Source organism: Bosea sp. AS-1 (genome assembly GCF_002220095.1).
Classification (GTDB): domain Bacteria; phylum Pseudomonadota; class Alphaproteobacteria; order Rhizobiales; family Beijerinckiaceae; genus Allobosea.
In genome coordinates, this window is record NZ_CP022372.1 from 4,532,562 (window position 1) to 4,551,646 (window position 19,085).

Sequence of the window (19,085 nt, forward strand, 5' to 3'; positions counted from 1 at the left end):
TCCGCCTTCCTCCCTTACAGCACCGCCGTCTCGGTCTGCGTCCACGTCACACCGTGGCCGAAGCCGCCCTGATAGCCGCAGACCCGAGCCGCCTGTTTGGCCCCAGCCGCCAGGGCGGCGGCGATGCCGGCTCCATCCAGTATCGCCAGCAGGCAGGCGGCGATGAAACCGTCACCGGCGCCGAGCGTATCCACCACGGATGCAGGGCTGGCCGCCTGCTCATGGAAGCGTCCCCCAACGAGTGCCACCGCGCCCTTCGCGCCGCGCGTCGCCACCACCATTCCGGCACCCCAGCCGACGCAGCGTTCCAGCAGGACGCGGCATTCGGTGTCAGAGGCGGAGGGGTGCGACAGGAAGGCGATATCGACGGCCGGCAGTGTCGCGGCGAGGTTCTCGTCGGTCCAGCGCTCCGAGAAATCATATGACAGACGCCTGGCTGCGCCACGTATGACCGGTAGCGCCGCTCCGAGTTCACTGTAGATGCTGGAATGGACGAGATCGAAGCCGGCGACATAGGCGAGATCGTCCCGGTCGAACGGTCCCCATTCACCGCGCACGCCAGGCTCAGAGCGCAGGAAGCGCCGGTCCCGCCCATCATGGCCGATGAAGGCGCGGGCATTGGGGCCCGGCCTGATCCGGCAGCGGGCGATGTCGACGCCCTCCTGCGTCAGTGCCTCGACGATGAGCGTTCCAGCCTCGTCCGAGCCGAGGCAGCCGAGATAGCCCGTCTCCGCTCCCAGCCGCTTGGCCTGCACCGCGACATTGACCGCATTGCCGCCGGGGAACTGGAGGCCGCGATCGACATAGGTGTCGACGGTGTTGTCACCCAGTCCCAGAAGCCTCTGCGCCATCGCGGCTACTCCCCCCGGATCAGTACGCTACCTTCCACATGTAGCGGCGGGTGGTCAGGGGCTGGTTGCGCAGCACGGAGAGATGCGCCGAGAAGCGCTTGAGCGCCGCCTGCAGGATATAGGGTGCGACAATGGGGCGGATTTCCGGGTCGACGCCCTTCATCGCGTAATCGCGGGAATCGTAGTTCATCACGCGCCCGGCATAGGTGTCACAGAAGCTGGTGACGCGCTCCATCAAGGGCCGGCTCGGATCCTCGCCGGTGATCAGGATCATCGGCGTCTGCTTGTCGACGATCTCGAAGGGGCCGTGGAAGAACTCGGCCGCCTCGATCGGGTAGCTGTGCAGCCAGAGCATTTCCATCAGGATGCAGACGCCGAAGACATAGGCCGTGGTGAAGCCGGGGCCCGAGGCGACATGGTAGATGCGGTCGTCGCCGGCATAGGTGGCTGCATCGGCGGCAGCGCGGGCCTCGTTCTGCTCGGCCGCATCGCACATCGCAGCCGGCAGCGCGTCGAGCGAAGCGAGCAGCTTGGCGCCGAGCGGCCAGTTTTCCTTGGCAGCCATCAGGCCGCCGACCAACGCCTGCATCAGCATGAACATGGCGGCGAAGGATTCACTGGTGCTGCCGACGAGGAAATGCCGCGACACAGCCTGCGCCAATGGCTTGTCGCCATACTGGCTGAACGCGATGACCTGGCAGGGCTTATCCTTGAGGAACTGGGCTGCGGCGACGGTTTCCGGCGTCGTGCCGGATTTCGAGGCCAGCAGGACCAGCGTCCGCTCGTTCAGGCGCGGCGGGTCGATAGCCATGAACTCGGCCGGGAAATAGCGCCTCACTTCGATGCCAGCCGAATAGCGCTCAAGCCAGTACTGGATGCCCAACATCGCGCGGTTCGCCGAGCCGCAGGCGACGAGATAGATGCGGTCGATACGGGGGGCGAGCTCCTGCCCTAGCGCGAAGGCTGCCGGCAGCGCCCCGCGCGTCGGCTCCAGCCCGGACAGAACAGCCTCACGGTCGAAGGCGATGGACATGGGAGGCTCCAAACGGGCTATCCAAGGGCAGCAGAATTGGTATACACCAATTCCATATACCAATTGCTGTCAAGCCTATTCCAATTTTGGTGGGACACAGCCTTCCAACAGTAGCGCACCGGCAGCATTTCGCCTTAGAGATGCAGAACCCACCGCACGGGGGCAAAGGCCCGAAACACAGAGACGCAAGGCATGTCCAAGCCGCTGAAGCGGGTGAAACCGATCTATGTCGAGGTGCAGGACTATCTCCTCGACCTCATCGGAGGGCCGGACTACGGCCCGGGCGACCGGATCCCCTCGGAACGCACCCTCGCCGATACGCTCGGCTTCAACCGCATGACGGTCCGCAAGGCGATCGACCGGCTGGTCGAACGCAACGTCCTGGAACGCAACGGAACCAGCGGCACGCGGATCCCGCTGGTGCAGGTGTCACGACCGATCGATGCGCCCGCTTCACTCGGCATCACCCGCATCATTCGCAATGCAGGGGGAGAGCCCGGCAGCAAGCTGCTGCATTTCGGCGAGGAGAGTGCCACCGAGAGCGTCGCCCAGCGCCTCGAGCTGCCGCCGGGGAGCGAACTCATCATGGCGCGCCGCCTGCGGACCGTGAATGACGAAGCGTTCTGCATCGAAACGAGCTATCTGCCGGCACGGCGTGTTCCGGGCATCACGGCGGAGGACCTGCTCGGCGGCCAGTCCCTCTATGAATTGCTGCGGCAGCGCTACGGCATCGAGATCAGCATCCGTGATCGCGAAATCAGCGTCGGCACCGCAACGGAGCGGGAAGCTCAGGCGCTCGCGCTCACGCCGGGCTCGCCTACACTCGTCCTGCGGATCGTAGCGCGCGACGGCGACGGGCGGCCGATCGAATACATGCGCTCCGTCAACCATCCCCACCACGTCGTCTTCCGCAGTTCCACGCCGCCCGCACCAGCATGATCGCAAGTCCGGGGCGGCCGGCGGATCAGGCGGCCGGCCAGCTTGCTTCCGCTTCTTCCTTACCTCCCCGGAGCCTTCGTGATGGGCATTACCATCGAAACCATCGAGCCGGATCCATCCCTCCCCAAAGCCAGCGACGTTGTGGTCATCGGCGGCGGCATCATCGGCATCACCACCGCGCTCTTCCTGGCGCGTGAAGGCATCTCGGTCACCGTTTGCGAGAAGGGCGAGGTCGGCCACGAACAGTCGGGACGCAACTGGGGCTGGGTCCGCATCATGGGGCGCGACCCCGGCGAAATTCCGCTCGGCCTCGAGAGCATGCGTCTCTGGTCGGACATGGACCGGCTGGTCGGAGGCGACACCGGTTTCACCCGCTCCGGCATTGTCTATGTCGCCGACACTGCGGCCAAGCTCGCGGAGCACGAGGCTTGGCTCGACCACGCCAAGACCTACCAGCTCGATTCGCGGCTGCTCAGCACGCGCGAGATCGATGCGGTGCTGCCCGGTGGAAAACGCACTTTCGCCGGGGCGCTGTTCACGCCGAGCGATGCCCGCGCCGAGCCGCAGAAGGCCGTGCCAGCCATGGCGCGGGCGCTGCGCCGCCATGGTGGGACGGTCCTGACACGCTGCGCGGCCCGGGGTATCGAAACCGCCGGCGGGCGCGTCAGCGCGGTCGTCACCGAGCGCGGCCGTATCCCCTGTCAGCGCGTCGTATTGGCGGGCGGCGCCTGGTCGCGGCTTTTCCTCGGCAATCTCGGCATCGATTTTCCGCAGCTCAAGGTCCTGGGCTCGGTGTTTCGGACAGAACCTCTGGACGGCCCGCCGACCCATGCCGTCGGCGCCTCGGATTTCGCTTTCCGCAAGCGCCAGGACGGCGGCTATACCATCGCTCACCGGGGCGCGAGCGTCGCAGAGATCGTCCCTGACAGCTTCAGGTTGCTCTTCGATTTCCTGCCCTCGCTCGTCAAGCAGCGCCATGAGCTGCGGCTCAGGCTCGGCGAACGCTTCATGGAAGAGGCCCGTACGCAGAAAAGCTGGGCGCTCGACGCCGAAACCCCCTTCGAGCGCATGCGCGTTCTCGACCCCAAGCCGTCCGAAGCCATCCTGCAGGAGGCTCGACGTAACCTGACGGCAGCCTTTCCCGCCTTTGCCGGCCTGAAGGTGAAGGAAAGCTGGGGCGGCCTGATCGACGCCACCCCCGATGCCGTCCCTGTCATCGGCGAGGTGCCGCGCCTGCCCGGCCTCTTCATCGCCAGCAGCTTTTCAGGCCATGGCTTCGGCATCGGCCCCGGCGCGGGCCGGCTGGTCGCCGATCTGGTCAGCGGCCGCACGCCGATAATCGATCCCAGGCCTTTCCGGCTGGAACGCTTTGCGCGGCTCGAACGCACCACGCGCGCGAGCTAGGCTGGCGCGAAAGCAGCCAGCCCCCGTGCGAGGCTGGCCGGACCTCCCGAAAGAACCGACCCGCGCTCAGGCGAGCGCGGCCTCGTCGAGCGAATAGGCCGAGAAGAAGTTCGTTCCGCCCGGATAGCATTTAAAGCCGCTTAGGCCGGCGACCATGGCATAGCCTTGCGAGCGCCAGGCGAGACCGACGAGCGGGGCCTGCTCCAGCGCGTATTTCTCCAGCTCCGCATAAACCGCCTTGCGCTTGACCGGGTCGAACTCCGCGCGCCCCTTGGCGAAGAGGGCATGGATCTCGGGCGTCGGAATCTGCCAGCTCCGGGCCATATTGGCGGGCAGGTCGCCATCGATCAGAGGCGCGAGCCCATCGGGATCGTTGTTGTCCGCCGTCGTGCCCTGCACCATGAAATCGTAACGGCCCTTGCCCGCCAGGTCGACGCGTGCGGCCCAGTCCGGTAGATTCAGGTTCGCCTGGATGCCGATCTCGGCGAGATTGGCCTGCACCACCTCGGCCGTCGACTTGTGCATGCCATACTGTGCCGTCGAGAGCAGCGTACAGGAGAAGCCGTTCGGCACCCCGGCCTCGGCCATCAGCTTCTTCGCCTTGGCGGGATCGTAATTCCAGAACCCCGAGCGTGCTTTGTCGAAATAGGGACTGCTTGACGGGATCGGGATGCCCTCAAGCTTGCTGCCCCGACCGAAAAAAGCCGCCTGGACGATGTCTTCGCGGCGAATGGCGTGGGCCACCGCCTGACGCAGCCGGACATCCTTGAACGGACCGGCGCCACCGTTGAAGTTCAATCCCATGAAGGGACCGTCCACCGCGACGAGCCGCAGGCGGGAATCCTTCTCGATCGTGCCCATGGATTGCCAGGGAACGTATTCGATCAGATCTACATCGCCGGCCTGAAGCGCGGCGACGCGGAGATTCTCGTCGGCATAGGCGACGAGCTTGATGCCGTCGAGCTTCGGGAGGCCCGGCTTGTAGTATTTGTCGAACTTGGCCACTTCGATCGAGGCGCCGCGTTCCTGTCCTTTGAGCGTGAACGGCCCCGCGCCGACGCCGAGACCGGCCCGGCCCTCGATCGAATCCTTGGCGATGATCGGCATATGCGGACTGGCGAGCCAGATCGGCAGCGTCACGGTCGGCTGCTTCATGACGATGCGGACGGTGCGTGCGTCAGGGGTCTCGATGCGTTCGACGCCGCTGAACTCGGCCTTCAGGAAAGCCGTCGAATTCGGCGCCGCGACCTGCTCCAACGTCCATTTCACATCCTCGGACGTGACCGGCTTTCCGTTATGGAAGCTCGCCTGGCGCAGCTTGAAGACCCAGCCGGTCTCCCCCTCGCGCTCCCAGCTCTCGGCGAGTTCCGGCCTGACTTCGCCCTTTTCGTCAAAGCCGGTCAGCCCGCGAAAGATCAGCAGCTTGACCGTGAGCGCAGCCGTGCCGGTATGGAGCCAGGGCTGCAGGCTGGGCGGAAAGCTCGACAGACCGAAGCGCAACACTTTGCTCCCGGCCTGTGCGTGGGCTCGCAGTCCCAGGAGAGGCAAGCCTGCGCCGGCGGCGAGCAGACTGCGGCGAGAGATCGACACCATCGAATACCCCTCCCTATTTTGGCGGCTTGAGCAGCCGAGCAGGAAGAATGGTTTGGTATATACCAACTTGTCAATGCTCCCTGACAACGACCGGGCGCGATGGGCCGGCAGGACGAAAAATGCAGCCCGAGCAGCATCGTTTCTTCCGAACAGCTCAACGCAAGCGTTTTTCTGCGAGCCCAATGGGGCTGCAGAAACATTCTATCGTTGCCGCGCTCGCCGATCGGGCAACAATCATGTCCTTGACAGCCCAAAACAACTCGAATGGTATACACCAATTCCTGCGATTGGATGCCTTCGGACCCGAACCATCCGGCAGCGCGGGCCGCTCCTCCCGGAGGCCGTCATGAGCGAGATCGTCAAAGTCAAATCCGGCAGCAAATACGAGACGCTGAACAGCTATTCGCGGGTCGTGGTCGCCGGCGACATGATCTTCGTCTCGAACACGGCGGGACGAAACTACAAGACCCGCGCCATCGCGCCTGACGCCAAGGGGCAGGCCGAGCAGGCCTTCCACAATATCGAGGGCGCGCTGGCGGCCGTCGGTGCCTCGCTGAAGGATGTTGTCGCGATCAAGGTCTTCGTGCCCGATATCACCGACATGGATGAGGTCAACGAGGTGGTCGGCCGCAAGTTCAGGGATATCGACCCGGCCAACACCACGACCTGCACGCCGCTCGGCCAGCCCGAACTCAAGGTCGAGTTCGAAGTCACCGCCTACAAGCGGCGCAATCCGGATCAGCCCGAGCAGCGCATCAGCGTCGATCTCTCCTGAGACCGGGCTCTGCCATGCCGGATGTCGTCATCGTCGGAGGGGGGATCAGCGGAGTTTCGGCCGCCTACGAGATCGCACGAGCGGGCCACTCCGTAACGCTGCTCGAAGCGCGCGGCCTGGCCGCGATGGCGTCGAGCTGGACGCTCGGCGGCGTGCGCCAATCGGGGCGCGATCCGGCCGAGCTGCCGCTAGCGAAAGCCGCGGTCGAGCGCTGGGGCGGGCTCGACGCCGAGCTCGACGCATCCACGGGCTATCGCCGGCAAGGCAATCTGCGGCTGGCGCGGACCGAGGCGGAAGTCGTGGTCATCCGCGAACTGGTCACGCAGCAGAGCAAGCTCGGGCTCACCATCGAATACCTGCCGGACAACGCGGCGGTGCGGGCCCGGGCGCCGGCGATCGGACCCGGCATCCTTGCCGCCTCGTTCTGTCCCGGCGACGGCCATGCCGATCCTGTCCCCGCCGTGCAGGCCTATGCCGAGGCCGCCCGTCGACACGGCGCCACGATCCGCGAGGGCGTGCCGGTTCGTGCCCTGCCCCGTTCCGGCGATCGGATCACCGGCGTCGAAACGCAGGCCGGCGAGACCATCGCGGCCGATCGCGTCATCGTGGCGGCGGGCATCCATACGCCCGAGCTGCTCGGGCCACTTGGTCTTGCCCTGCCGCTAACCGTGAAGCTGGTCTGCGTCATGCAGAGTGTGCCGCTACCACCGCTACTTGCGCCGGTCTTCGGCGTCGCCAATGCGGACTGCGCCGGACGGCAGGAAATCGACGGGCGGCTGCGTGTCACCACCGGCATCGGCGACTGGCCGCATGATCCTGCGAGCTGGAACGAAGCCTCGCTCGCCCCGCGCAGCCGCGACGTCGCCGCGCTGATCGCCCGCACGACGCTGGTCCTGCCGGCTCTCGCCGATGCCGGCATCGCCCGTCTCTGGGGTGGGCTCATCGATCTCACGCCGGATGCACTGCCCGCGATCGATGCCGATACCGGCCTCGACGGCCTCGTCGTTGCGGCCGGCTTCTCCGGGCACGGCTTCGGGATCGGCCCCGTCACCGGCGAGATTTTGGCCGACCTCGCCTTGTCGCGCCGGCCGCGCTTCGACCTCTCGCCCTTCCGGCTGAGCCGGTTCGCGGGCGGCCGGAACGCCCCTGCCGAACTCACCTTGCACGGATAGGATATCGCCCGCCATGCTGTCTCCAGATGGACGCGTCATCCTGATTTCCGGGGCCAATCGTGGCATCGGCCGCGCCATCGCCGAGCTGCTGCAGGCGCGGGGCTACAGCTTGAGTCTCGGCGGGCGCGACCTGAACTCCCTGAGAGCCATGAGTGCCGACTGGGACCCGTCGCATCTCCATCTCGCTCGCTACGATGCGAATGACTGGACGAGCCATCGCGCCTGGATCGATGCCGCCGCCGCGCGTTTCGGTCGGATCGACGGCCTCGTCAACAATGCCGGCATGAGCAGCCACATGACCTTGCGCGCACCGGACGAGGCTACGCTCGATGCGATATGGGCCGTGAACTGCAAGGGGCCGCTCAACCTGATCCATTGCGCGCTGCCGCATCTGGAGGCCTGCGGCACCGGGCGCATCGTCAATGTCGCGTCGATGTCGGGCAAGCGGGTGCGCAACGACCATGTCGCCTACAACATGACCAAGCATGCGATGATCGCGCTCAACCACGCGGCGCGGCGGATCGCCTGGGACAAGGGCGTACGGGCGACGGCGGTCTGCCCCTCCTTCGTGCGGACCGACATGACGGCCACGAACAAGGCGCTGCCGCCGGAAGCGATGTCCCAGCCAGCCGATCTCGCGGAGCTGGTTGCCACGGTGCTGGCCCTGCCCAACAATGCCACCGTCGCGGAATTGCTCGTCAATTGCAGGCTGGAGGATACGCTTTAGCTTCGGACGTTCCGCCGGAGATCACGGCCCCGAAGAGGTCGACGCCGGATCGAGATCACCGATCATCAACGACAAAAGCAGGGGACAATCATGAAGAGACCCGTTTCGCTCCTCGCCGCCCTGGTGGCCGGCGCGCTGATGGCCAGTCCGGCCCTCGCGCAGAAGACGGTGCTGACCGTCGGCATGCAGAGCTCCGATGCCGGCGTGCTCGATCCGCATCTCAATTCCGGCACGCCCGGCAAGGCGATGCTGCAATGGATGTTCAACGGGCTGGTGCGGATCAAGCCCGGCGAGCTTTCGCCCGAATTCATCGAGCCGGACCTCGCCGAGAGCTGGACCTCCTCGGCTGACGGCAAGGAGTGGACCTTCAAGCTGCGCCAGGGCGTGCAGTGCCACCATGGCTATGGCGAGTTCACCTCGGAAGACGCGGTCTACTCACTGAAGCGGGCGTCCGCCAAGGAAAGCTCGGCCTTCTCCTCCGACTACGCAGCCGTCCAGTCGATCGAGGCGCCGGACAAATACACGGTCAAGATCACGCTGAAGGAGCCGATCCCGAGCCTGCTCGGCATCGTCATGAACTATCATGGCGGCAACATGGTCTGTAAGAAGGCCGCCGAGGAGCTGGGCAAGGAGGGTTTTGCCAAGAAGCCGGTCGGCACCGGCCCGTTCATGTTCCAGGAATACGTGCCGCAACAATATGCCAAGCTCGTCGCCAACCCGAATTACTTTCGCGGAAAGCCGAAGCTGACCGAGATCCTCTACCGCTTCATCCCCTCGGATTCCTCGCGCGACCTCGCCTTCCAGTCCGGCGAGCTCGACATGATGCTGGGGCGGCAGGAGCAGGCCTGGGTCGACCGCATGAACGCGATTCCCGGCGTCAAGGTCGTGGCGATGGGCCCGGCGGAAATGTCGGTGCTGCACCTCAATCAGAGCCAGCCGCCGCTCGACAACCTCAAGGTCCGGCAGGCGATTGCCTATGCCATCGACCGCAATGCGATCTGGCAGTTCCGCGGCAAGAACATCTCGCGCCCGGCCGTCTCTGTGGTGCCCTCCGGCTATCTCGGCACCGACGAGAAGGCCCCGCTCCTGCCCTATGACCTCGCCAAGGCGAAGGCGCTGCTGGCCGAGGCCGGTTTCCCCAACGGCGTCACCATCAAGGCGATCAACACCACCCTGCCCTCGATGCTGAGCTTTACCGAAGCGGTGCAGGCCCTGCTGAAGCGCGCCAACATCAACCTCGAGATCCAGCCGGTTGAGCACGCGACCTTCCACCAGCAGATTCGGCAGGACCTGTCGCAGGTGGTGCACTTCCAGGCGGCGCGCTTCCCGGTGGCGGATGTCTATCTCTCGCAATTCTTCCATTCGCGGGCGATCGTGAAGACGCCGACCGCGGTGACCAATTTCTCACACTGCAAGGTCGCCGACGCGGAGATCGATGCCGCTCGCTCCGAGACCGACAAGGCCAAGCAGCTCGCTTTGTGGAAGACGGCGCAGGAGAAGATCATCGCCGATGTCTGCGCCATTCCGGTCAACGAGATGATGCAGCTCTGGGCCTACAAGGACAATCTCGACCTCGGCTACGAGCTCAAGGCCTCGCTCAATCTCGGCCCGCCGGTGCTGGAAACGACGCACTTCACCAAGTGAGCCATGCGTCCGGGGTGAGGAGCATCGTCACCCCGGACGCAGCGAAGCGGAAATCCGGGATCCATGCCGGAACGGTTCAAGCATGGATCCCGGATCGACGCCGCTGACGCGGCTTGCCCGGGATGACCCGCACGGCCAGCAGCGAACCTCGTTCCTCTCGAACAGGGCGGCCTCATGAGCGCCTTTCTGATCAAACGCCTCGGCTTCGCCATCGTCACGCTCTGGGCCGTGCTGTCGCTGGTCTTCGTCGTGGTGCGCATCGTGCCCGGCGATCCCGCGCAGGTGATCCTCGGCGACCAGGCCGACGCCGCGGCCATCGCCGCGATGCGCACGCGGCTCGGCCTCGACGCGCCGATGAGCGAGCAATACCTCACCTTCCTCGCCGGCGCCCTGCGCGGCGACTGGGGCGTCTCGCTCGTCACGGGTCGGCCAGTGATCCAGGAGGTTCTCGCCGTCCTGCCCTGGACGATCGAGCTCACCATCGTCTCGCTGGCGATCGGCATCGTCATCGGCGTGCCGCTCGGCGTCTGGGCCGCGATCAACCGCAACCGCATGCCGGACTACGTCACGCGCATCGCCTCGCTGCTCGGCCTCTCCTTCCCGCCCTTCGTCTCGGCGATCATCCTGCTGATCGTCTTCGCGATCATGCTGCGCTGGTTCCCGGTGATCAGCGCCGGCAGCGGCTCGGCCTCGGCCTGGTTCCAGTCGATGGCGCTGCCGGCGCTCAATCTCGGATTGATCATGGCGGCCTACATCACCCGCGTCGCCCGCTCGGCCATGCTCGAGGTGATGCAGGAAGATTATGTCCGCAGCGCCCGCGCCAAGGGCGTGCCCTGGCGCGTCGTGGTCTGGCGGCATGCGCTGCGCAACGCACTGATCCCGATCATCACCATCGTTGGCCTGTATCTGGGCATCCTGATCGGCAATTCGGTGCTGACCGAGATCGTCTTCAACCGGCCGGGCCTGGGCAAGCTGATCGTCGGCGCGCTGAACCAGCGCGACTACACCATGCTGCAGGGCATGATGGTGATCTACACGCTGATCGTCGTGCTGGTGAACATCGCGACCGACATCACCTACGCCCTCGTCGATCCCAGGGTGAAGCTGTCATGAGCACCTCCGTCCATGATGCCGCCCCCGTCCCCCCGCCGCGCCTGCGCTGGCTGAAGGCCACGATCGGGGCCTTCAACGCCAACAAGACCTCCTGGGTCGGGCTCGCCATCGTCGCCGCCGTGATCCTGGCGGCTGTGTTGGCGCCGGTCATCGCGCCGCACGATCCGCTCGAGCAGAATATCCTGTCGCGGCTCCAGCCGCCGCATGACGACTTCTATCTCGGCACCGATTATTTCGGCCGCGACATCCTCTCCCGCCTGCTCTACGGCGCCCGGATCTCGCTCGTCATCGGCATCGCCTCGACCGTCATCGCCATGGTCGCGGGCTCGCTGATCGGCATTCTTGCCGGCTATTATGGCGGGCGCTTCGACGTGGTGGTGATGCAGGCGATGGATATCCTCCTCGCCTTCCCCTCGCTGATCCTCGGTCTCATCCTCGTCGCGATGCTCGGTCCCTCGATGGAGAACATCACCATCGCGATCGCGCTGACCTCGATCCCTTCCTTCGCCCGGATCGCCCGCGCGCCGACGATCTCGGTCAAGGAGCGCGACTATATCGGCGCTGGCCGGGCGCTCGCCTTCTCCGATGCGCGGATCATGGCCGGGCATATCCTGCCCAACATCTTTCCCGAGATTCTGGTGATGGCCTCACTCTGGCTCGCCAACGCGATCCGCACCGAAGCCTCGCTCGCCTTCATCGGGCTCGGTGTGAAGCCGCCGACCGCGACCTGGGGCGGCATGATCCGCGAGGGCTTCGAGAACATCCTCGACAGCTATTGGCTGGTGCTGGCGCCGTCGCTTGCGATCCTCGTCGTCGTCTTTGCGCTCAACGTCCTCGGCGACGGCCTGCGCGACGCGATCGACCCCAAGCTGAAGGGCGAGCGATGAGCGCCCCCGTCCTCTCCGTCGAAAACCTCCAGACCGCCTTCCGCGTCGGCGGAGAATGGCGCTGGGCCGTCGAGGATCTGAGCTTCGACGTCGCGCCCGGCGAGACCGTCGCCATCGTCGGCGAATCCGGCTCGGGCAAGAGCGTGACCGCGCTCTCGATCATGCGGCTGGTCTCGGCCGCCAATGGCCGCATCCAGGGTCGGGTCGCGCTGGAAGGCCGCAACCTGCTCGCGCTCAGCGAGGAGGAGATGCGCAAGGTCCGCGGCAACGATGTCGCGATGATCTTCCAGGAGCCGATGACGAGCCTGAACCCGGTGCTCAAGGTCGGCTTCCAGATCGCCGAGGCGCTGCGCTACCACCGTGGCCTCGATAGCGGCGCGGCCAAGACCGAGGCCCTGCGCATGCTCGACAAGGTGCGCATCCCCTCGGCGAAGACGCGCTTCGACAATTATCCGCACCAGTTGTCAGGCGGCATGCGCCAGCGCGTGATGATCGCGACGGCGTTGGCTTGCAAGCCGAAGCTCCTAATCGCCGACGAGCCGACGACGGCGCTCGACGTCACGATCCAGGCGCAGATCCTCGAGCTCATCAAGACATTGCAGGACGAGGAGCGCATGTCGGTGCTCTTCATCACCCATGACATGGGCGTTGTCGCCGAGATCGCCGACCGCGTCGTGGTGATGTGGAAGGGCAAGAAGCTGGAGGACGCGCCGGCGGCGCAGGTCTTCAATGCGCCCGTCCACGGCTACACCAAGGCGCTGCTCGCGGCCGTGCCCAAGCTCGGCGACATGGACGGCCATGCCCGGCCGTTGCGCTTCCCGCGCATCGACCCCGACGATGGCAAGGTCGAGGGCAAGCCAATCGAGCAGCCCGACACGGTGCAGGCGGCCGAGCCGCCCCTGCTCGAAGTCGCGGGCCTGACGACCCGCTTCGGGATTCGCGGCGGCATGCTCGGCCGGTTGCGGGGACAGGTCCATGCCGTCGAGGACGTCTCCTTCAGCCTGCGACGCGGCGAGACTCTGGCGCTGGTCGGCGAGTCCGGCTGCGGCAAGTCGACGACGGGACGCTCGATCCTGCGCCTCGTCGAGCCGTCCTTCGGCACCGTCCGCTTCGGCGGCCGCGACGTCACGGGGCTCGGCAAGGGCGAACTGCGCGATGTCCGCCGCGACATGCAGATGATCTTCCAGGACCCATTCGCGAGCCTCAATCCGCGCAAGAGCGTCGGCAGCGCGCTGGCCGAACCGATCCTTGTTCACGGCCTCGCGAAGGGCACGGAAGCGCAGGATCGCGTGGCTGAGCTCTTGCGCAAGGTTGGCCTCGCCCCCGAGATGCACGTGCGGTTCCCGCACGAATTCTCCGGCGGCCAGCGCCAGCGCATCGCGATTGCGCGGGCGCTCGCGCTTTCGCCGAAACTGGTCGTGGCGGACGAGGCGGTCTCGGCGCTCGACGTCTCGGTCAAGGCGCAGGTGCTGAACCTGATGCTCGACCTGCAGGCCGAGCTCGGCCTCGCCTATCTCTTCATCTCGCACGATATGGCGGTGGTCGAACGCGTCAGCCATCGCGTCGCGGTGATGTATCTCGGCGAGATCGTCGAGATCGGTCCGCGCGAGGCGGTGTTCTCCAGCCCGCACCACCCCTATACGCGCAAGCTCCTGGCGGCGGTCCCGGTGCCCGATCCAAGCCGCCGCGCGCTCCGGCGCGAACTCGCCGTCGATGAATTGCCGAGCCCGATCCGCAATCTCGGCTGGCAGGCAGAGCCGACGGCTCTGGTCGAAGTCGGTTCCGGCCATTTCATTCGCCGCCCCGTCGGCACCGACAAGGCCACGGTGCGATGATCAGCTGCAGCAAGACAACGTCACGGGCGAAAGACGACCACGCAATGCGCCTGTCGGTTCGGGCTTGTCGACACCTTCCGGATTTCCCTCTCACGGAGACCTATTTCGAATGAGTGCGGGCTGGATTGGCCGTCGGTTGTTGCTGACGCTTGTGATGGCGTGGGTCGTGGCGACGATCGTCTTCCTGGCGCTGCACATGGTGCCGGGCGACCCGGCCGAGCTTCTGCTCTCGACGGCCGGCACGGTGCCCGATCCGTCCTCGGTGGCGGAACTGCGCGAGAAGCTCGGGCTCGACCAGCCGCTGCTGAGCCAGTACGGCCATTTCCTCGCGGGGCTGGCGCGCGGCGACCTCGGCGCCTCGCTGGTCGACGACTACCCGGTGATGCAGGAGATCGGGCTCAGGCTGCCGCGCACCCTGGAGCTGATCCTGGCTGGAACGGTGATCGCGGTCGCGACCGGCGTGCCCGCCGGCGTCTATGCCGCGTTGCATCGCGGCGGCGGCTTCGACCGCATCGCCTCCTGGATCACGGCCTTGCTGCTGGCCGTCCCGGTCTTCGTCGTCGGCACGCTGCTGGTGCTGCTGCTGGCGCAGACGCTCAGGCTGATGCCGGCGGGCGGCTATGTGCCCTTCGCGCAGGATCCGGGCCAGCATCTCAAGCTGCTCGCCCTGCCGGCCATCGCCATCGCCAAGGGCCTCGCCGCGGTGCTGTTCCGGATGACCCGGGCCGCGACGCTCGACGCGCTCGCGCATGACTATGTCCGCACCGCCCGCGCCAAGGGGCTGTCGCCGCGCCGCGTGCTGACGGTGCATGTGCTGCGCAACGCCCTGAACCCGGTCGTCACCCTGCTCGGCCTGCAGATGGGCACGCTGCTCGGCGGCACGGTGCTGGTCGAATACGTCTTCAACTGGCCGGGGCTGTCGACGCCGCTGCTGCGCGCCGTCGAGGGCCGCGACTACCCGATGGTGGTCGGCATCATCCTGACGATCTCGGTGCTGTTCCTGCTGATCAACCTGGTCGTCGAGCTGCTGCATGCGGCGATCGACCCGCGGGTGCAGCACGCATGAGACGCAGGAGGCTGACCAAAGCGCTCGTGCCGGGCGGATGCGTCGCGCTGATCGTGCTGATCGCGCTCGCCGCGCCGCTGCTGCCGCTGCCCGATCCGATCCGGCAGGATGTCGCCCACCGGCTCGCCGGGCCGATGGCGGGCTCCTGGCTCGGCCGCGACGAGTTCGGGCGCGACGTGCTCTCGCGGCTGGTCTGGGGGGCCCGCACCAGCCTCTCCGTCGCCTTCGCCTCGGCGCTGGTGGCCGGCCTCGTCGGCATCACGCTCGGGCTGATCGGCGGTTGGGCAAGGAGCTGGGGCGCCTTCCTGACCGTGCGCAGCGTCGAGATCATCATGTGCTTCCCGCCGGTGCTGCTGGCGCTGCTGGTGGTGACGCTGCTCGGCCCCGGCGCGGCGACGCTGATCCTGGTGCTGTCGGTGCTCTACCTGCCGGGCTTCGCCCGCGTCACCTATGCCGAGGTGCTGGCCGTCAAGGGGCGCGACTATGTCGAGGCCGCCCGCGCGCTCGGGGCCAGGCCGGCCTATCTGCTGTTCCGCACCGTGCTGCCCAACATCGCCGGCCCCCTGCTCGTGCAGTTCTCGCTCGCCGTCGCCGCGGCCGTGGTGATCGAGAGCGGCCTGTCCTTCCTCGGGCTGGGCGTCGTGCCCCCCGCCCCCTCCTGGGGGCTGATGATCCGCGGCGCCCGCTCGACCATGGAGCAGGCCCCGCTCCTCCTGCTCTGGCCCTGCGCCGTCCTCACCCTCACCATCCTCGCCATGAACCTCCTCTGCGATGCACTCCGAGATATCCTCGACCCACGCACCGCGGGGGACTAAGCTCCGATCGAGCACGCTCTTCCCGTGTGACTGGAGGCAGATCCATTGGTGCAACGCCGTGGCGGCTGCTCGCGGGTTTTCAAGCGGAATCATGTGGTCCAAGTCGGGGTTTCGGTCAGGCGGCAGACTGGCCATCTCCTCAGGGCATTGTGCCCGCCCCTGGCGAAGAAAGCCGGAGTTTGGAGCCACCCAGAAGCAGATCGCGGCAGGGTTTCCACCATCGCCTCGACCACAACCGTGCCGCGGTGGAGGCCGAGCCCGCCGCCAACAAAATGCCGGGTGACACCGGAACCGGGAGACGCTAAGAACGCCTCGCTGCGATGCGTCGAGTTCCGGGGCAAAGCGGTACGCGGGCGTAGTTCAGTGGTAGAACGTCAGCTTCCCAAGCTGAATGTCGTCGGTTCGATCCCGATCGCCCGCTCCAAATTCTCTCGAAATCCCAACTGGCTGCGGCGCATGCAACTGGCTTCAGCTTCCTCAAATCTACAAATCTGCTCGTTGTTGCTCGTCTTCCCACATAGCACGGCGCGGGCCGCTCAGTGGCTTCGCGACGCCAATCGCAATGTCGAAACCCTCAAGACATGTGCAAACGCCGGGAGCGTGTTGATCTCCTGCAACGACTGCCCAACCCGGTCAGATACAAATGCCTTGGTTCCTTCGATAGGAAACTCGGCCGGATGCGCAGTCCAGCCCGCATGAGAGCGGCCTCAGGTGACGCCAAGCTTGACCGACAAATGCGAAAGTTTGACCGTGGTCAACGCTCCGGCCGGAGCACGAACAACCCGCGATCTCGACCCTGCTGCAGGTTGACATCACTCCAAAGCGACGGCAAAGCCCGGGCGGTAAGAAGTCGCGCCTTGCGCAACATCAGGCGAGAAAGCCGTTCATGTCCTCCACGATGGCCACTCACTCCATGACTTTCGATCAAAGCTTGGCGGACCAGCTCAAGCGCGTTTCCGCCAAGAACTACCGCATCGGAATCATTGGCCTCGGCTATGTCGGCATCCCGCTCGCCCTGACCGCCTGCAAGGCCGGCTTCTCTGTCATCGGCTTCGATATCGACGCCAAGCGCGTCGATCAGATCAACCGTGGCGAGAGCTTCATCAAGCACATTCCCACGGAAGCTATCGCCTCTGCCCTCAAGGAAGGGCGTTTCCGTGCGACGACGGATTTCGACGAGTTGCGCGAGGTCGACGCGATCATCATCGCTGTCCCGACGCCGCTGACCAAGCACCGCGAACCGGACCTCTCCTATGTCGAGAGCACGGCCCGGACCATCGCGCCGCGGCTGCGCAAGGGGCATCTCGTGGTGCTCGAATCGACCACCTGGCCCGGCACGACCGACGAGGTGATGCGGCCGATCTTCGAGGCGACAGGTCTGAAGAGCGGCATCGATTTCTATCTCGCCTTCTCGCCGGAGCGCGAGGACCCGGGCAATCCCGATTTCGGCACCTCAACGATTCCGAAGGTCGTTGGCGGCGATGGCGCCGACGCGCTGGCACTGGCGAATGCGGTCTATAGCGAGCTGGTGGTCAAGACCGTCCCGGTGTCGAGCTCGGCGACGGCCGAAGCCGTCAAGCTGACCGAGAACATCTTCCGCGCCGTCAACATCGCGCTCGTGAACGAGCTCAAGGTGATCTACGGCAAGATGGGCATCGACGTCTGGGAGGTGATCGACGCCGCCAAGACCAAGCCTTTCGGCTTCATGCCGTTCTATCCCGGCCCCGGCCTCGGCGGGCACTGCATCCCGATTGATCCCTTCTACCTGACCTGGAAGGCACGCGAGTTCGACGTCACCACGCGCTTCATCGAGCTCGCCGGCCAGATCAACACGGCCATGCCGCACTGGGTCGTGGACCGCGTCGCCGAGGCTCTTGACCGACAGCAGGGCCGCGGCCTCAACAAGGCGAAGATTCTGGTGATGGGTGTCGCCTACAAGAAGAACATCGACGACATGCGCGAGAGTCCCTCGTTGCGCCTGATCGAGCTGCTCGAGGAGCGTGGCGCCCAGGCCGACTTCCACGACCCGCATGTCCCCGTGATCCCGCCGACCCGCGAGCATGCCAACCTGACAGGGCGCGCCTCGGTCGCGCTTTCGCCCGAAACGATCAAGGGCTATGAGGCCGTGCTCATCGCGACCGACCATGATGCGGTCGATTACAAGGCACTGGTCGAGGCGGCGCGACTCGTGGTTGATACACGCAACACTTGCGCCAAGGCAGGTGTCGCCGGCGACAATATCGTCAAGGCCTGAGCCGCGATATCTGAGAAACCACCAGAGAACGAAGCTGATGACGTCTTTTGCACTGATCGGGGCAGCCGGTTACATCGCGCCGCGCCATATGAAAGCCATCAAGGCGGCCGGCGGCGATCTCAAGGTCGCTTTCGATCCCAACGATTCCGTCGGTATCATCGACAGCCATTTCCCGCAGGCCCACTTCTTCACCGAGTTCGAGCGCTTCGACCGGCATGTCGACAAGCTGCGCCGGCGCGGCGAACGCATCGACTATGTCAGCATCTGTTCGCCGAACTACCTGCACGACGCCCATATCCGCTTTGGCTTGCGCGCCGGCAGCGATGTGATCTGCGAAAAGCCCCTCGTCCTCAATCCGTGGAACATCGACGGGCTGATCGAAATCGAGCGCGACAGCGGCCGCAAGGTCAACACCATCCTGCAGCTGCGCCTCCATCCGGCGATCCAGGCGCTCAAGGAGCGGGTCGCCGCCTCGAACGAGCGTCATGCGGTCGATCTGACCTACATCACCTCGCGCGGGCGCTGGTATCACGCCTCCTGGAAGGGAGACGAGGCCAAATCCGGCGGCGTCGCCACCAATATCGGTGTCCACTTCTTCGATATGCTGGCCTATGTCTTCGGCCCGCTCCAGTCGCAGACGGCCAATCTGCGTGAGGATGGACGGGCCGGCGGCCTGCTTTCTTACGAGAAGGCCGACATTCGCTGGTTTCTGTCGGTCGATGCCGACGACCTTCCCGACTCCGTCAAGGGCCAGAAGACGACCTATCGCTCGATCACCATGGACGGCGAGGAGATCGAGTTCTCCGAGGGCTTCACCGATCTCCATACCCGCAGCTATGAGGAAATCCTCGCCGGCAAGGGCTACGGGCTCGAGGATGTGCGCTTCTCGATCGAGGTTGTCTCGCAGTTCCGTCACGCTCCCGTCGTAACCCGCGGCGAAACGCATCCCTTCGTCGCCAAATACCTCAAAGGCTGAG

The 19,085-nt window shown here is 65.8% G+C and carries 16 protein-coding genes and 1 tRNA gene; 14 read left to right on the forward strand and 3 right to left on the reverse strand.

Annotated features, from left to right (window positions below; translation table 11 throughout):
• Positions 1 to 14 precede the first annotated feature (14 nt).
• A complete protein-coding gene (locus tag CE453_RS23305) occupies positions 15 to 851 on the reverse strand; it encodes a PfkB family carbohydrate kinase (protein WP_089176738.1) in 837 nt (278 codons plus the stop codon).
• 19 nt (positions 852 to 870) lie between these two features.
• Positions 871 to 1,884: an SIS domain-containing protein gene (locus tag CE453_RS23310; protein WP_089176739.1), complete on the reverse strand. Its 1,014-nt coding sequence runs from the start codon at positions 1,882 to 1,884 to the stop codon at positions 871 to 873.
• A gap of 192 nt (positions 1,885 to 2,076) precedes the next feature.
• Here CE453_RS23310 and CE453_RS23315 point away from each other — a divergent pair, with 192 nt between their 5' ends.
• Positions 2,077 to 2,823, forward strand: coding sequence for a GntR family transcriptional regulator (locus CE453_RS23315; protein ID WP_089176740.1), 747 nt, complete (start codon positions 2,077 to 2,079; stop codon positions 2,821 to 2,823).
• An 81-nt stretch (positions 2,824 to 2,904) separates the two neighbouring features.
• Positions 2,905 to 4,227, forward strand: coding sequence for an NAD(P)/FAD-dependent oxidoreductase (locus CE453_RS23320; protein ID WP_089176741.1), 1,323 nt, complete (start codon positions 2,905 to 2,907; stop codon positions 4,225 to 4,227).
• A gap of 66 nt (positions 4,228 to 4,293) precedes the next feature.
• On the opposite strand, the gene CE453_RS23325 is transcribed toward CE453_RS23320, so the two are convergent.
• A complete protein-coding gene (locus CE453_RS23325) occupies positions 4,294 to 5,820 on the reverse strand; it encodes an ABC transporter substrate-binding protein (RefSeq protein ID WP_089176742.1) in 1,527 nt (508 codons plus the stop codon).
• Between the two features lie 346 nt (positions 5,821 to 6,166).
• Between CE453_RS23325 and CE453_RS23330 the strand changes: the two genes are divergently transcribed.
• From CE453_RS23330 to CE453_RS23385, 12 genes are all read left to right on the forward strand, one after another.
• Positions 6,167 to 6,595, forward strand: coding sequence for a RidA family protein (locus CE453_RS23330; protein WP_089176743.1), 429 nt, complete (start codon positions 6,167 to 6,169; stop codon positions 6,593 to 6,595).
• Between the two features lie 14 nt (positions 6,596 to 6,609).
• Positions 6,610 to 7,767, forward strand: coding sequence for an NAD(P)/FAD-dependent oxidoreductase (locus CE453_RS23335; protein ID WP_089176744.1), 1,158 nt, complete (start codon positions 6,610 to 6,612; stop codon positions 7,765 to 7,767).
• 13 nt (positions 7,768 to 7,780) lie between these two features.
• Complete coding sequence (locus CE453_RS23340) at positions 7,781 to 8,494, forward strand: SDR family NAD(P)-dependent oxidoreductase (protein WP_089176745.1); 714 nt, start codon at positions 7,781 to 7,783, stop codon at positions 8,492 to 8,494.
• A gap of 90 nt (positions 8,495 to 8,584) precedes the next feature.
• Positions 8,585 to 10,138: an ABC transporter substrate-binding protein gene (locus CE453_RS23345; protein ID WP_089176746.1), complete on the forward strand. Its 1,554-nt coding sequence runs from the start codon at positions 8,585 to 8,587 to the stop codon at positions 10,136 to 10,138.
• Between the two features lie 174 nt (positions 10,139 to 10,312).
• Entirely contained in the window at positions 10,313 to 11,251 is a 939-nt protein-coding gene (locus CE453_RS23350) for an ABC transporter permease (RefSeq protein WP_089176747.1), read from the forward strand.
• A complete protein-coding gene (locus CE453_RS23355) occupies positions 11,248 to 12,138 on the forward strand; it encodes an ABC transporter permease (RefSeq protein WP_089176748.1) in 891 nt (296 codons plus the stop codon). Before CE453_RS23350 ends, CE453_RS23355 begins: the two co-directional genes overlap by 4 nt.
• Entirely contained in the window at positions 12,135 to 13,973 is a 1,839-nt protein-coding gene (locus tag CE453_RS23360) for an ABC transporter ATP-binding protein (RefSeq protein ID WP_089176749.1), read from the forward strand. The genes CE453_RS23355 and CE453_RS23360 overlap by 4 nt, the downstream gene beginning before the upstream one ends.
• Positions 13,974 to 14,082: 109 nt before the next feature.
• Positions 14,083 to 15,039 carry an ABC transporter permease gene (locus CE453_RS23365; RefSeq protein WP_089176167.1) on the forward strand — a complete coding sequence of 319 codons (957 nt, stop codon included), beginning with the start codon at positions 14,083 to 14,085 and terminating at the stop codon, positions 15,037 to 15,039.
• Positions 15,036 to 15,854 (forward strand): ABC transporter permease, encoded by an 819-nt coding sequence (locus CE453_RS23370; protein ID WP_198302190.1) that lies wholly within the window; start codon positions 15,036 to 15,038, stop codon positions 15,852 to 15,854. Before CE453_RS23365 ends, CE453_RS23370 begins: the two co-directional genes overlap by 4 nt.
• Positions 15,855 to 16,203: 349 nt before the next feature.
• A tRNA-Gly gene (locus CE453_RS23375) sits at positions 16,204 to 16,278 on the forward strand.
• Between the two features lie 489 nt (positions 16,279 to 16,767).
• On the forward strand, positions 16,768 to 18,108 hold the full coding sequence (locus tag CE453_RS23380; protein WP_248307855.1) for a nucleotide sugar dehydrogenase: 1,341 nt from the start codon (positions 16,768 to 16,770) through the stop codon (positions 18,106 to 18,108).
• 37 nt (positions 18,109 to 18,145) lie between these two features.
• Positions 18,146 to 19,084, forward strand: a complete 939-nt coding sequence (locus CE453_RS23385) for a Gfo/Idh/MocA family oxidoreductase (RefSeq protein WP_089176750.1) — start codon at positions 18,146 to 18,148, stop codon at positions 19,082 to 19,084.
• The last annotated feature ends 1 nt before the right edge of the window (position 19,085 follow it).